The organism is Trichococcus sp. (genome assembly GCF_049684335.1).
Lineage (GTDB): Bacteria > Bacillota > Bacilli > Lactobacillales > Aerococcaceae > Trichococcus.
Genome location: NZ_JBAVFV010000014.1, coordinates 1 through 13,071 on the forward strand (window position 1 = coordinate 1; position 13,071 = coordinate 13,071).

At 46.7% G+C, this 13,071-nt stretch carries 14 protein-coding genes; 6 read left to right on the forward strand and 8 right to left on the reverse strand.

The window, feature by feature from the left end; translation table 11 throughout:
- Positions 1-177: 177 nt before the first annotated feature.
- Entirely contained in the window at positions 178-810 is a 633-nt protein-coding gene (locus tag WBM30_RS03785; protein WP_424899453.1) for a redox-sensing transcriptional repressor Rex, read from the reverse strand.
- A gap of 349 nt (positions 811-1,159) precedes the next feature.
- Here WBM30_RS03785 and WBM30_RS03790 point away from each other — a divergent pair, with 349 nt between their 5' ends.
- Together WBM30_RS03790 and WBM30_RS03795 are read left to right on the forward strand one after the other, a co-directional pair.
- Entirely contained in the window at positions 1,160-3,115 is a 1,956-nt protein-coding gene (locus WBM30_RS03790) for an ABC-F family ATP-binding cassette domain-containing protein (RefSeq protein ID WP_424899454.1), read from the forward strand.
- Between the two features lie 113 nt (positions 3,116-3,228).
- Complete coding sequence (locus WBM30_RS03795; RefSeq protein ID WP_424899455.1) at positions 3,229-3,885, forward strand: HAD family hydrolase; 657 nt, start codon at positions 3,229-3,231, stop codon at positions 3,883-3,885.
- 59 nt (positions 3,886-3,944) lie between these two features.
- Here the strand turns inward: WBM30_RS03795 and tsaD are convergent, their stop codons facing one another.
- Genes tsaD through tsaB form a run of 4 tightly spaced genes read right to left on the reverse strand, consistent with a single transcriptional unit; the run spans position 3,945 to position 6,777 of the window.
- Positions 3,945-4,967: a tRNA (adenosine(37)-N6)-threonylcarbamoyltransferase complex transferase subunit TsaD gene (gene tsaD, locus WBM30_RS03800; RefSeq protein WP_424899456.1), complete on the reverse strand. Its 1,023-nt coding sequence runs from the start codon at positions 4,965-4,967 to the stop codon at positions 3,945-3,947.
- A complete protein-coding gene (gene rimI / locus WBM30_RS03805) occupies positions 4,964-5,467 on the reverse strand; it encodes a ribosomal protein S18-alanine N-acetyltransferase (RefSeq protein WP_424899457.1) in 504 nt (167 codons plus the stop codon). Before rimI (WBM30_RS03805) ends, tsaD begins: the two co-directional genes overlap by 4 nt.
- Complete coding sequence (gene rimI / locus WBM30_RS03810; protein WP_424899458.1) at positions 5,451-6,068, reverse strand: ribosomal protein S18-alanine N-acetyltransferase; 618 nt, start codon at positions 6,066-6,068, stop codon at positions 5,451-5,453. Before rimI (WBM30_RS03810) ends, rimI (WBM30_RS03805) begins: the two co-directional genes overlap by 17 nt.
- The gene (gene tsaB, locus WBM30_RS03815; protein WP_424899459.1) at positions 6,043-6,777 is read right to left on the reverse strand and encodes a tRNA (adenosine(37)-N6)-threonylcarbamoyltransferase complex dimerization subunit type 1 TsaB; all 735 of its coding nucleotides are present in this window, start codon (positions 6,775-6,777) and stop codon (positions 6,043-6,045) included. Before tsaB ends, rimI (WBM30_RS03810) begins: the two co-directional genes overlap by 26 nt.
- Before the next feature lie 212 nt (positions 6,778-6,989).
- On the opposite strand from tsaB, the gene WBM30_RS03820 reads away from it, so the two are divergent.
- Positions 6,990-7,223 (forward strand): CsbD family protein, encoded by a 234-nt coding sequence (locus tag WBM30_RS03820; RefSeq protein ID WP_424899460.1) that lies wholly within the window; start codon positions 6,990-6,992, stop codon positions 7,221-7,223.
- Between the two features lie 106 nt (positions 7,224-7,329).
- Here the strand turns inward: WBM30_RS03820 and WBM30_RS03825 are convergent, their stop codons facing one another.
- Together WBM30_RS03825 and galT are read right to left on the reverse strand one after the other, a co-directional pair.
- The gene (locus WBM30_RS03825) at positions 7,330-8,316 is read right to left on the reverse strand and encodes a LacI family DNA-binding transcriptional regulator (RefSeq protein WP_424899461.1); all 987 of its coding nucleotides are present in this window, start codon (positions 8,314-8,316) and stop codon (positions 7,330-7,332) included.
- A gap of 23 nt (positions 8,317-8,339) precedes the next feature.
- The gene (gene galT, locus WBM30_RS03830; RefSeq protein ID WP_424899462.1) at positions 8,340-9,851 is read right to left on the reverse strand and encodes a UDP-glucose--hexose-1-phosphate uridylyltransferase; all 1,512 of its coding nucleotides are present in this window, start codon (positions 9,849-9,851) and stop codon (positions 8,340-8,342) included.
- Positions 9,852-10,075: 224 nt separating this feature from the next.
- Between galT and WBM30_RS03835 the strand changes: the two genes are divergently transcribed.
- From WBM30_RS03835 to WBM30_RS03845, 3 genes are read left to right on the forward strand one after another with little or no spacing between them, the layout of a single operon-like run.
- Positions 10,076-11,008 carry a ring-cleaving dioxygenase gene (locus WBM30_RS03835; protein WP_424899463.1) on the forward strand — a complete coding sequence of 311 codons (933 nt, stop codon included), beginning with the start codon at positions 10,076-10,078 and terminating at the stop codon, positions 11,006-11,008.
- 19 nt (positions 11,009-11,027) lie between these two features.
- Positions 11,028-11,636 (forward strand): alpha/beta hydrolase, encoded by a 609-nt coding sequence (locus WBM30_RS03840; RefSeq protein ID WP_424899464.1) that lies wholly within the window; start codon positions 11,028-11,030, stop codon positions 11,634-11,636.
- 31 nt (positions 11,637-11,667) lie between these two features.
- Positions 11,668-11,964, forward strand: coding sequence for a DUF896 domain-containing protein (locus tag WBM30_RS03845; RefSeq protein WP_424899465.1), 297 nt, complete (start codon positions 11,668-11,670; stop codon positions 11,962-11,964).
- A gap of 57 nt (positions 11,965-12,021) precedes the next feature.
- Here WBM30_RS03845 and WBM30_RS03850 read toward each other — a convergent pair.
- A partial coding sequence (locus WBM30_RS03850; RefSeq protein WP_424899466.1) for an acyltransferase family protein occupies positions 12,022-13,071 on the reverse strand: 1,050 nt, incomplete at its 5' end.

The following is a 13,071-nucleotide window of genomic DNA, read 5'->3' on the forward strand; positions in this document are numbered from 1 at the left end:
GAGTTGCCTTGCTTCGTCGTGCTTTCGATTGTCAGAAAAGAAAGAGACAGTGGAAATGAGAGGATTTATCTCCCATTTCCACTGTCTCTTATTTGTCAATACCCTTAAGTTAATGACATTGTGAGGCAGCCCTCATCCTTCTTTTTGCGTTTTCTTCTACTCGGCTGTCGGCTTTGCTCAGCCGATATCATTGTCCAAGAAATAGATCAATGTCTGCAATTCATTCGTCAAGTCCACATTCTGAACGCGGACATTTTCCGGAACGGAAAGACGGATCGGGGTAAAGTTCATGATGCCGCGAACACCCGCTTCGGTCAATCGGTTAGTGGCATCTTGCGCCACTTCTTGGGGAACGGTCAAAATGGCTACATCAATCTGTTGGATGCGCAATTGCTCAACCATATCTGTCATCGGATAAACGGGCACGCCGCTAAGGATTTTCCCGACGATGCCTTCATTAACATCAAATGCCGCACTGATGCGCACATTATTGCTTACATGGAAGTTGTAGTTCAACAAGGCATGTCCCAAATTACCAACACCTATCAGAGCAACGTTCGTCAGACGGTCCTGGTTCAAGGTCTTGCTGAAGAAATCCAACAAATACTCGACATCATAACCGTATCCTCTTTTACCTAGTGCGCCAAAATATGAAAAATCCCTACGGATAGTAGCACTGTCCACTTTTACTGCTTCACTCAATTCAGTGGATGAAACACGTTTTTTACCAGCATTATGCAAAAAGCGTAAATAGCGGTGGTAAATCGGCAACCTCCTTGCCGTAGCTTTTGGAATATCCTTCGTCGACATTATTTTCTCCTCTTCTTTCCTCGTTCATTTCTTACCTCATAATTGTTTGTCCGAATGCACAAACTTTAAAAAGTATGTTCACATACTTAAGCTTTCATTTCATATTGACTATTATAGCATCTGATTGTGAAAAATCTACTAATTTGTTCGAAACCGGACTTGATTGTGAATGCATTTTTGAACAATATGTGAAATACAATACTAATTGTAAGCGGGGTCATTAATAAAATTCACATGCACAAATACGTGAATATAGCAATAACTCTGCTTGTACCTATCGAATCAGTGCTTGCTGTGATAAAATGGAAAGGATAAATGCGAGTATTTGTTTAGAAAGAGGACACTACATATGATTTTACTACAAGGACAAAATTTGGCGCGCCTTTTTGGGGCGAGCGTCTTATTCGATAATATTCAAATTACCGTCCAGGACCATTCGCGCATTGCGCTCGTCGGCCGAAACGGAGCAGGAAAATCAACCCTGCTGAAAATTTTGGCAGGCATCGAAGCAACGGATGCCGGTTCTGTTTCCAAGAGCAAGGAAGTTACGATCGGCTATTTGGATCAGCATAGCGCGGTCGATTCCTCCAATACGATTTGGCAAGAAATGTTGACCATTTTTGCCCACCTCATCCAATTAAGCAAAGAGGCTGAGCAAGCCGCTTTCGCGTTGGGGGATCCGGACCTGCTCGAAGACGAGGAGGCGTATCAAAAAGCTTTGGAACGCTACGACCATCTTCAGCATACTCTGCATGAAAAGAATGCTTACGGCTACGAATCTGAAATCCGTTCGGTGTTGCACGGGTTCCAGTTCTACGAAGAAGATTATGATCGCCCGATTTCCCAATTGTCGGGCGGCCAGAAAACAAGGCTTGCTTTGGCCAAAATCCTGCTTGAGAAGAACGATCTGCTCATTTTGGATGAGCCCACCAACCATTTGGACATCGACACGCTGGCTTGGCTGGAAAATTATCTAATCGGTTACAACGGCTCGCTTTTGATTGTTTCCCATGACCGCTATTTCCTGGACAAAGTCGCCACTGAAGTCTACGAAATCAGCCGCCATAAAATCCAGCACTACAAAGGGAACTATTCTTACTATCTGACCGAGAAAGCCACCCGCCTGGAACAGGAATTGAAAGCTTACGAGAAGCAACAAGATGAAATCTCCAAATTGGAGGATTATGTCGCCCGTAACTTGGCGCGCGCCTCCACGACCAAGATGGCGCAAAGCCGCCGTAAACGTCTTGAAAAAATGGACCGGATGGATAAACCAAAAGGTGATGAACGTTCCGCTCGCTTCTCCTTCGAAATCGCAAAAGAGAGCGGAAATGTCGTCTTGACCCTTGAAAACGGCGCAGTCGGCTATGCTGACACGGTCCTGGCTGACCCAATCAATCTTGATATCCGCAAACAGCAAGCGATTGCGATTGTCGGTCCGAACGGGATAGGCAAGTCCACTTTGCTGAAGTCAATCATTTCCGAGATTCCGCTTTTGAAAGGCAGAGTCCAGCTCGGTGCCAATGTGGACCTTGGTTATTATGACCAGGAATTAGGCAACCTTTCCAAAAACAAGAGCGTTCTCGCCGAAATTTGGGATCTTCACCCTACGTTGAACGAAAAAGATGTGCGCAGCATCCTGGGAAGCTTCCTGTTCTCCGGCGCCGATGTCGAAAAAACGATCCCGGCATTGAGCGGCGGCGAGAAGGCTAGGCTTTCGCTCTGCAAGTTGGCTTTGGATCAAAAGAACTTTCTGGTCCTCGATGAACCCACGAACCATTTGGACATCGACAGCAAGGAAGTTCTTGAAAATGCCTTGATTGATTATGACGGCACCCTGCTTTTCGTTTCTCACGACCGCTATTTCATCAATCGGATTGCGACAAGCATTGTTGAGCTCTCCGCTGAAGGCAGCAAATTGTACCTCGGGGACTATGATTACTATATTGAAAAGAAACAACAAGAAGCGGCGCTGGCAACTCTGCAGCAGGCCGAAAATTCCGCCGAAGCAACAACCGCCGCTGAGCTTCTTTCGAAAGCCAAAGGGGATTACGTTTCTTCCAAGGAAAAGCTGAAATTGGAAAGAAAACTAGCCAGGCAAGTGGAGGCTTTGGAGGATGAATTGGCGACCGTAGAGGAGGCCATCGCTGCGATTGAACTGCAATTGACGGAGCCTGAAGTCTACGGTGATCATGAAAAAGTCCAACAGTTCAATCAGCAATTGCTCGCCCTACAGGCGCGGCAGGATGAGCTGATGCAGGAATGGGAAGATCAGACAACCGCGCTTGAGGAACTGAGCGAATAGTGAAGCTGATAACCGTTTCGGCATTGCTCTTCCTGTTTTAGTTGAGTAATGCCTGAACTTTCGTTAAGATGCACTGGAACAAGTACCAATAGTATGGATATGGAGGTAAGTATATGTTGGAGGCTGTTTTATTTGATATGGATGGTGTCATCATCGATACAGAACCATTCTTTTTGCGATCAGAAAGTATGTTATTGAAGGAATTCGGAGTGGACACCGAGCTTGAATACCATTTCCGCTATCAAGGGACGACGCATGAGTACATGTGGGAAACAATGAAAAATGAATTCAACCTGGATGCCCCGGTCGGCGAATTGGTGGAACGGGCGAACGTCATCCGGAACCGCCTGATGGAAGAAGATGGCCTGCAGCCGATCCCGGGTGTGATTCCCTTCATTGCACGCCTGCATGAAGCGAGTGTCCCTCTAGCAATTGCTTCTTCCTCTCCGTTGACGGATATTCAAAAAGCTGTAAAATCATTGGGCATCGAAAAATATTTCAGCTATTTTGTTTCAGGAGAAAGCGTTGCGCACTCCAAGCCTGCGCCGGATATTTTCCTGGATGCTGCAGAAAACCTGAAAGCAAACCCGGAAAACTGTGTCGTCATAGAGGACTCCCGAAATGGGGTTGCCTCTGCACACGCGGCCGGCTGCAAATGCATCGGTTTCCGCAATCTCGAGTTCCCTCCGCAGGATCTATCCTTGGCAACCGTCATCGTAACCGATTTTTTGGATCTCGATGCGGATTACTGCAGAGCGCTGATCGATTAAAAAGTACAAAAGAAGAGGAAGCTTGTGTCGCTCTAGTCGACTAGCTTCCTCTTCTTATTTTATTCTCCGAGTACGAGTCCAGGATGTGCATTCAGATCGTATCCAGCAAAATGTTTCTGTCGGTATTCTGTGTAAGCCGCAGCCCCGATCATCGCTGCATTATCCCCGCAAAGCCACAGCGGCGGAATGACGACCTCGACTTCCGGAAGCTCTACTGCCATTTTTGCGGACAAAGCCTCACGCAACCCTCTGTTGGCGGCGACTCCGCCAGCCAACAACAGTTGCTTGATGTTCTTTTCCTTGGCTGCGCGCAAAGTCTTATGCACCAAAACCTCCACGACACTTGCCTGGAAACTGGCGGCCAAGTCGTAGGGGTTGATATCATCTCCTTTTTGGCGCGCATTATGGACAGTATTGATGACGGAACTTTTCAAACCGCTGAAGCTGAAATCATAATTGTTTTCTTTGATCATAGCACGCGGAAAATGCATCGTTTCTTTGCCTTCATGAGCCATTTCATCCATTTTTTTCCCGCCCGGATAAGGCAAGCCCAAAATGCGGCCGATTTTGTCGTAAGCTTCTCCCGCAGCATCATCACGCGTTTCGCCGATGATGTCGAAAGAGCCGTCCGCTTCCATATATACCAATTCCGTATGCCCCCCGCTGACAACCAAGGACAGCAACGGATAGCGCATTGGCGTCACCAACTGGTTCGCATAGATATGGCCGGCCATGTGATTGACCGGAATGAGCGGTTTCTGATGCGCAAAAGCCAACGCTTTCGCCGCACTGACGCCGATCAGCAACGACCCGACCAAACCTGGGCCATGCGTTACAGCAACTGCATCGATTGCATCGAAAGTGACCTGGGCCTCATGCAATGCCGCTTCAACGATTTGGGTAATCTGCTCGACATGATGGCGGCTCGCCACTTCCGGTACGACCCCGCCAAAGCGCATATGGCTTTTGATTTGGGAAGCGACAACATTCGAAAGGACCGTATTTCCATTTTTCACCACAGCTACACTTGTCTCATCGCAACTGCTCTCAATCGCGAGTATGGTCACATCTGTTTCTTTCAACAGCCTTTCGCCTCCTCTATATTTTCCGATGTCAACGCCAATTCCATGATGTAGGCATCCTCGATCGGATTCTGATAATAATCTTTTCTGCGGAATATTTCTGTAAAGCCTATCTTTTTGTACAGGGTGTAGGCAGCTTCATTAGAGACACGGACTTCAAGCCAAAGCCGCTCCATGCCCTTTGTTTTCAGCAAGGCAATCATCTCCTGCAACAATTTTGTTCCGATTCCTTTTCCCTGCTGGTGAGGCGCTACAGCAAAATTATTGATCGACGCCTCATCCACAACTGCCATGCAGCAAATGTAGCCCGCCAACTTATTTTCTTCCATGCAGCCTGTATAAAGGGAATGCTTATCCTTCAATTCAGACAGGAACGAGGCAGCTTTCCAACTGGAATGCCCCTCGTTGGCCAGTAACGTAAGTTCGTACAAAGCCTGTGCATGTTGCTCCAACTTTCCTGCGTCCGCCTTCAGGTCGCAGATTTCAAAAGTGCGTTGCATGAACATCTTCCTTTTCTTCCAATTGTTTTCCCGCTAACGGCCATACCATTTCCAAAGCATCTTCTCCATCGCCGTGATAATAATGTTGCTTGACCCGCTCCGGCAGAAAACCCATTTTCGCGTACAGGGCCTTCGCTCTGTGGTTTGAAATCCGCACTTCCAGACTGATGCTGGTGGCTCCTTTTTCGTCCGCAAAACCCTTCAATACCCGCAACAACAAAGTAGCCACACCCATCTGCTGATATTCAGGTACTACCGCCAAATTAGTGATATGGATATCTTTCCCATCCAATCTGACACCCAAAAAAGCAATGGGCGCATGCCCTTCATACAAAACGTAATACAGCGATTTTGGATTCTGCAGCATATCATTTTCCAATGCCGTTCTTCCCCAAGGAGTCGCTCCAGCATAACTCATGCGTTCGATATAGAGAATATCCGGAATATGCTGTTTTCTGCCTACCATCAATGTGACAGGTAACTGATTACGCAGCAAATAGGTTTCCTCACCGGAGGGAACGCGCTTTGAAAGGAATTTAGCCAGAATATCGGCTTGTATCTCCTTGTACACGGATTTAAATCGATGAATCCACTCTTTCAACGTAGTCTTCCCTCCGTTTACTGTGATGCTGTTCTTCCCATTTTTCTTCAGCTTCCGGATTTTTCAAATAGGCCGGCACAAATACATGCGGATCCTCCGCTGTTCCGTATTCCGAAAGTGTGGCCAGAACGCTCGCGCGCGGCAAAGCCTGTGATTCTCCCGCAAACAGAGCGCGTTCCTTGAATAATTCACCGATGCGCTCGCGATATTTGCTTACATCCTCTCCGACGAACAGATAGCTGCCTTCTTCCGCTAACAAACGCTGGAACCAATCCTCGCTGGCTATATGTGTGTCGGCAATCCGTTCCATCAACAAGTTGTCCTCGAATTGATAAACAGCTGTGTAACAGTTGCCGCGGCGCGCGTCAATCATCGGAACAAGCTTATGCGTTGTCCCTTCACAATTTCCGGCAATAACCTTCAGGCTGGAAACCGGCACTAGCGGAATCGCTAATGTCCATGCCAAAGTTTTAGCGATGGTCGCTCCGATCCTGACTCCTGTGTAAGAACCTGGCCCCTTAGAGACTGCGATACGTTTCAAATCGGCAGGCATGCATCCAGCAAGCTGCATGACATGGTCGACGGCGGGCATCAATTGGGTGCTGTGCTGAAGATTTCCGTTGGTTGTTACCTCTGCGAGCAAGCGGCCATTTTCGCATACAGCCGCACTCATGGTCTGGTTTGAGGATTCTATGGCTAATGTTTTCATCTATAATAGCCTCCTTTCACTGCTTATTCTGCTCATCTAGTATAGCATTTAATCAAAGCGATAAAAAGCATCCATCCTTCCGAATACTTTCCGAACGACTCTAGATGACGCAGTCCGACTCAAGGGTTATTGCTTGATTCTAAGAATAAATGCTTTAAAATAGGTTATAGTAAGCGTAGTTAAAAAGTGTGCCATCAAAAGGAGGAAACATCATGAATTCAAATTTGGGTGATAAAGCAAAAGGCATGAAGGACAAAGTTGTCGGCAAAATCAAAGAAGAATATGGTGACTTGGTGAATGACTCAGGAAAAGAATTAGAAGGTAAACTCCAACAAGCACGCGGCGAAGCAATACAAAAAAAAGGTGAAATCAAAGAAGATATCCATGATAAAGCCGATGATTTAGCAGATAAGGCAAATGATAAAATCGATGATTGGAAAAAATAAAACTCATTTTTGAAATGATATGAAAAGAAGCCGCCCCAACAACCTGTAACGGTTTGTTGGGGCGGCTTCTTCTTTTCCAAAGCGGTTCAGCTCCGATTTGAAAGCATCATTTTGTCGATGCGCGTTTAATCCATTCAGTGGATAAGCTGATTTTCTTTGAAATTTTCCGTGGGTAGGCAATGCGGTCCAGTAACAAAGATACGCCTGTGTTGCCCATCTCGCGCGTATCGACACGGATGGTCGATAATGGCGGATAGACGTATTTGGCGACCTTGCTGTCGTTGAATCCGACTACCGCAATTTGATCAGGAACCGCAATATCAGCTTCCTGAAGCGCACGTAAGGCTCCTATGGCGATCGCATCATTTTCGGCAAACAGGAAAGTCGGAAGTTGTTCCCCATTATCGCTAAGCAGCTGATTCATCATCTCGTATCCCGAAGAAGTACTGAAGCTCCCGCTGCGGTGATACTTATCCCGGTACCAGCCCCGCTTGCGCAGCTCAGCAAGAAACAGCTCCGACCTCAGATCGCGTACCAACATTTCTTTATCGTTCGTCAGTTCCTTGCCTTCCAAAAAACCGATTTTAGTATGTTCGCCTCTATCCATTTCGGCAATGATTTGTTCCATCGCGGATGCAAAATCCACGATGACGCAATCCTGTTTCCATTTGAATTGATCCGAGTCGATGAAGCATAATGGCTTCCCGAAATCCATCAACCGCTGCACTTGTCGTTCGCCAAACTTGCCGATTGCCACGATGCCGATGACATCCTTTTCAATATCGAATGTCACATCATGGAAAACGCGTACGACATCGTACCCCTCGGCCTCGGCACGTTCTTCTGCCCCCAAACGGATTCCTTGATAATAGAGGTCATCCAACTCTTCTTCTTGGGTGTACCATTGCAGAAGCAGAATCTTTTCTCTGCTTTTCTTTTTTTTCGTTTTGGTATAATTCAACTCTTTTGCGGCTGCGAAAATCCGATCTTTCGTTTCCAATCCGACAGAAAGAGTTTCATCATGGTTCAGCACGCGCGAAACTGTCGCAGTCGAGACTCCTGCCTTTTCTGCGATGTCCTTCATGGTAGCCATTCTACTCCACCTCCGTCGTTCTTCTATGCATTTTCATGTCTTTGTTCTAGTGTGCTCAAAAAGCGATTAAAGCCCGCTTGCCCTTCAGGTGTTTGCTTATACACACCCGCATCCTCGATCACGCGCACGAATTTTTCACCAACCGCATCGTGGATCATTTCCATGATGGAATCTTCTTCGAAAGGCCCTTGCTGCTTCAGTTCTTCGGCCCACTCCGCATGGCAGGAGGCGACGGTATCGTTTTTACCCAGCAAATAGTCGGCAACTTCATTAAGCTCCGTTTCCAATCTCGGCGGCAAGATGGCCAGGCCGAGCACTTCGATCAAGCCGATGTTTTCTTTTTTGATGTGCTGGACATCGGGATGCGGATGGAAGATGCCGTCAGGGAACGCTTCGGTTGTCCGATTATTCCGCAACACCACATCCATCTCGTAGGCTTCTCCGGCACGACGGGCAATGAGCGTCACCGCATTATGGCGCATGCCTGAAGATTCCGCTAAAATATCGGCTTGCGGATCGCTGTAGCTTTGCCATTCTTCCATAATGATGCACGCGGCGGCAGCGACTACATCCCTATCCTCTGAACAGAGACGAATGACTGAAAGCGGCCAATAGAGTATTTCCGCTTCGACTTCCGGGAAACCTTTCAGTGCCAGGTTCCGGAGCACTTGGGCAGCTTCCATCGGAAAGTGGTGCCGCCCGCCTTGATAATGTTCATGGCTAAGGATGGAACCCCCGACAATCGGCAAGCCCGCGTTGGAACCGATGAAATAGTGCGGGAAGATCGTCACGATCTCCAACAGGTTCGCAATCGTCTCTTCCGTGACATTCATGGGCACATGCTCTTCGGAAAGGATGATGCAGTGTTCGTTGTAGTAGGAATAAGGCGAATACTGAAAGCCCCAATTCTCCCCGAACAAAGGAACGCGCACGATCCGATGGTTGCTTCTTGCGGCGGCGTCCGCTCTCCCTCGGTATCCTTCGTTTTCCATACAAAGCGCACAAACAGGATAGTTGCCGCCTTCCGTTTGGCGCGCGAATTCCATCTGTTGACGCGTTTTCTCAGGTTTGGAAAGGTTTATCGTGATTTCCAGCTTGCCGTACTTGGAATCGATCGAAAAATGTTTATTTTTTGCGATTTTCCTTGTCTTGATGTAGTCATTGTCCTGGCTCAAACGATAGAACTCATCGGTTGCCCGCATCGGTGCTTCTTCATAATGCATCCAGAAACGCTTATTCACTTCTGAAGGCAAAGGTGTGACCAGTTCCATGACTTGTGCTTCCATGATTTCGATTTCCTCAGGAACATCTGAAATCAGACGTTTTCCGATCGCATAGCCGATCATCCGATCCAGTGAGTCCAGTAAATTGGGCAAAGGAATGGAAGGTATTTTTTGAACATCATAAGCATCCATCCCTAATAGGCCCAATAGGTGATTGATGGCGTATCGCTCATCCAGGCTATGGATGCGATGGGCCGCAATGCCTTTACTGACAAAATCCCGTATGACTTGATCGATGCTGCTATCCTGCAAAATTACCCCTCATTCCTCTGTTGTTGTAGCTTTAATTATAGCATATGCCCCGCGGTAAATTTTACTCCTATCTTAACTTTTTATTTACCCACAGGAAAATTTCGGACTTGCGACTGCTGGATGCTTACTATTTGACAGTGTCATTCCCACATGTTATTATTATTTCGAATTCGAGATAATAAGTTTGATAAACCCAAAGCAAGTAAAAAGGAGTGTCTTTTATAATGAAGAAAACAGCAGGAATCCATCATATTACCGCCATCGTGGGACATCCGCAGGAGAACGTCGACTTTTATGCCGGTGTGCTCGGGATGCGCATGATCAAACAGACCGTCAACTTCGACGATCCGGAAACGTATCACCTTTATTTCGGTAACGCGGATGGCGATCCCGGGACCGTCATCACGTTCTTCCCTTGGGCCAAATCCCGCCAAGGCAGCATCGGTGATGGACAGGTCGGCATCACCGCTTATGCGGTTCCGGCCGGATCCTTGCCATTCTGGAAAAACCGCCTGGCCGATTACAACATTCCGTTCGATATATCGACCCGCTTCGGGGAAAATTACCTGGACTTTGATGATCCCCATGGTCTGCATCTGGAATTGGTGGAGCGTGAAGACGGAAAAAATAATCCTTATTCCTTCAACGGCGTGCCATCCGAACATGCCATCAAAGGCTTTGCGGGAGCCGTCCTGTTGACGGGAGCGCCCGAGGAAACTGCAGCTGTCGTCGAAAAAGTGATGGGATTGGAACGCATCGCGGAGGAAGATGACCTGATCCGCTTCCGTTCCGAGGCTGCTCTCGGCAATACCGTCGACATCAAGATGACTTCCGTCGGCGCCGGCGTCATGGGTGTCGGAACCGTCCATCATATCGCATGGCGCGCCAAAGATGAAGCGGATCATCTGGATTGGCTGAAGCATGTCACCGCCCTTGGACAGCACGCCACGCCAGTCCGGGACCGCAATTATTTCAAAGCCCTTTACTTCAGGGAAAAAGGCGGCATCCTTTTCGAAATTGCTTCGGATTCGCCGGGGTTCGCTATCGATGAGCCACGCGAAACGATGGGCCAGAAATTGATGTTGCCGCCGCAATACGAAAGCAGACGCGAGGCATTGACGGCAGGACTCATTCCGTTCGAAGTGCGCAACGTTTAAACAGAGAGGATTGATCTAGATGAATCATCAACATATTTTCAAACAAGGGACTCCGGAAAGGCCTTTGTTGCTATTATTGCACGGCACAGGCGGAACCGAGCACGACCTGTTTTTCCTTGGAGAGGCGATCGATCCGGAAGCTTCGCTGCTGGGTGTGCGCGGAAACGTGACCGAATCCGGTATGAACCGTTATTTCCGCCGTTTGGCAGAAGGCGTATTCGACGAAAACGACTTGGATTATCGCACAAAGGAATTGATTGCATTCTTGGATGATGCCTCCAAAGAATATGGTTTCGACCGGAATAACATCGTAGTGATCGGATACTCAAATGGTGCAAATATAGCCGGGAGTATGATATACTCTTTCAAAGATGCTGTCAAAGGGGCCATCCTTCATCATCCGATGGTGCCGTTCCGCAATCGTCAATTGCCTGATCTGCATTCCCTTCCCGTCTTTATCGGTGCGGGCACAAATGATCCGCTTTGCGCACCGGAAGAAAGTACGGAATTGAAGGCAACACTAGAAGGAGCCGGCAGTGAGGTATCCATTTATTGGGGAAACGCTGGGCACTCACTGACGAATGAAGAGGTTGTTGCGGCGAAAGCTTGGTACAACAAACACTTCTGATATCTCCTTCCACATGAGAGGAGAAACATATATGGAAAAACTGTTAAACAGAATCAATGAATTGGCCCGTAAAGCCAAATCGACGGAAGGTCTGACCGAAACCGAAAAAATCGAGCAGCAACAACTGCGCCAAACCTACATTAAATCATTCCGCAGTTCATTTGATGAAATCCTTTTGAATTCAAAGGTTTACGATCCTGAGGGTAATGACATTACGCCTAAGAAATTGGTCGAAGCCCAAAAAGACAAACGCCGGACTGATGTGAAAAATATTTTGGGCGGGGAAAAAATCGTGCACCTGCACCCAGAGGATGCCGATAAAAAATAGCAACGAAAAAGAAGAGATCATCCATTTTAGTTTGGATGGTCTCTTCTTTTTTATTAGTTATCCAGCATTTGCAGTAAATTCCCTAAAAGGCACTCTCCTCAAAATATAAGGAAAGAATCTGTTGATCAATTCGATTATCGCAAGATTCATGATCATGCTTAAAATACAAATCATAACATCATAGGAATATCGCTCAAAAGACATCCCCGTCATACCTAGAATATTCTTTGAAATTTCTGTTAGCGGAACAATCGACTGAGTTCCCATAATTATCATTGAATTTCTGCCAAAATACTCTAAAACCCTATTATTCGGAATAATAAATTTAAAGAACAACAGCGTGGAAACAGTGCCCAGTAGTGCGCACACATAGTACAATACTGGATTATTCAGGACAGAATAATGTAAATCTACCGAGGGGTTGCTTTGTGCTAAAAAGAAATTGGCGACAAACATCACAATCCCCAAAATGATCAGTCTCGGTTTGTTGGCAACAGTATCTACCTTCTCTAATTTTCTAAAGAGGCTGTACCCGAACCAGATAAAAACAGCTCCAATCAAAGACCGATTAAACATATTGTAGAATCGTTCTAAATACGTGGTCAGCAAGTCTCTTTCAAGCGGAATAGCAACCTGTAAATACATTCCACTCACAGAAGTCAGCAACACTAAACAACCAACTAAGAGGATGCTCCTCTTATGCCCTCTGAATATCATCAGAAAAAAGATTTCAGCCATCAGCAACGCTGGTAAAAACCATATTGCACCATAACCATCCAGACTTAATGTGTCTATGATAACTTGTATAATAAAATTTGCATCTGCATGTCCGTGCTTCAGTTGATCGACCACTAACCATATCAATGTTATCAAGCTAAATGTGAAGTATGGATACAACAACTGTACTGACCGCTTCTTAACATTCACCCATAAGCCGGTGCTTAAACAATTATTTTTATAAGCCATCAACATTCCGGATAACACAAAAAACTCCAAGTTCGCTGCGCGAACAAATCCATGACAGAAAATAAGTTGCCCCTTATAATTTAGTTGAAGGTAACACAAATTCAAGCTCTTAACGGTGTTTTGCCGAACCCGTACAAAAAA

What these genes read in the sequence shown, in the direction of transcription:
- WBM30_RS03840 (WP_424899464.1), top strand. Translation starts at nt 11,028, where the DNA reads ATGAATCATCAACATATTTTCAAACAAGGGACTCCGGAAAGGCCTTTG.
- WBM30_RS03835 (WP_424899463.1), top strand. Translation starts at nt 10,076, where the DNA reads ATGAAGAAAACAGCAGGAATCCATCATATTACCGCCATCGTGGGACAT.
- WBM30_RS03785 (WP_424899453.1), bottom strand. Translation starts at nt 810, where the DNA reads ATGTCGACGAAGGATATTCCAAAAGCTACGGCAAGGAGGTTGCCGATT.
- WBM30_RS03795 (WP_424899455.1), top strand. Translation starts at nt 3,229, where the DNA reads ATGTTGGAGGCTGTTTTATTTGATATGGATGGTGTCATCATCGATACA.
- WBM30_RS03820 (WP_424899460.1), top strand. Translation starts at nt 6,990, where the DNA reads ATGAATTCAAATTTGGGTGATAAAGCAAAAGGCATGAAGGACAAAGTT.
- WBM30_RS03790 (WP_424899454.1), top strand. Translation starts at nt 1,160, where the DNA reads ATGATTTTACTACAAGGACAAAATTTGGCGCGCCTTTTTGGGGCGAGC.
- tsaB (WP_424899459.1), bottom strand. Translation starts at nt 6,777, where the DNA reads ATGAAAACATTAGCCATAGAATCCTCAAACCAGACCATGAGTGCGGCT.
- WBM30_RS03825 (WP_424899461.1), bottom strand. Translation starts at nt 8,316, where the DNA reads ATGGCTACCATGAAGGACATCGCAGAAAAGGCAGGAGTCTCGACTGCG.
- WBM30_RS03845 (WP_424899465.1), top strand. Translation starts at nt 11,668, where the DNA reads ATGGAAAAACTGTTAAACAGAATCAATGAATTGGCCCGTAAAGCCAAA.
- rimI (WP_424899457.1), bottom strand. Translation starts at nt 5,467, where the DNA reads ATGCAACGCACTTTTGAAATCTGCGACCTGAAGGCGGACGCAGGAAAG.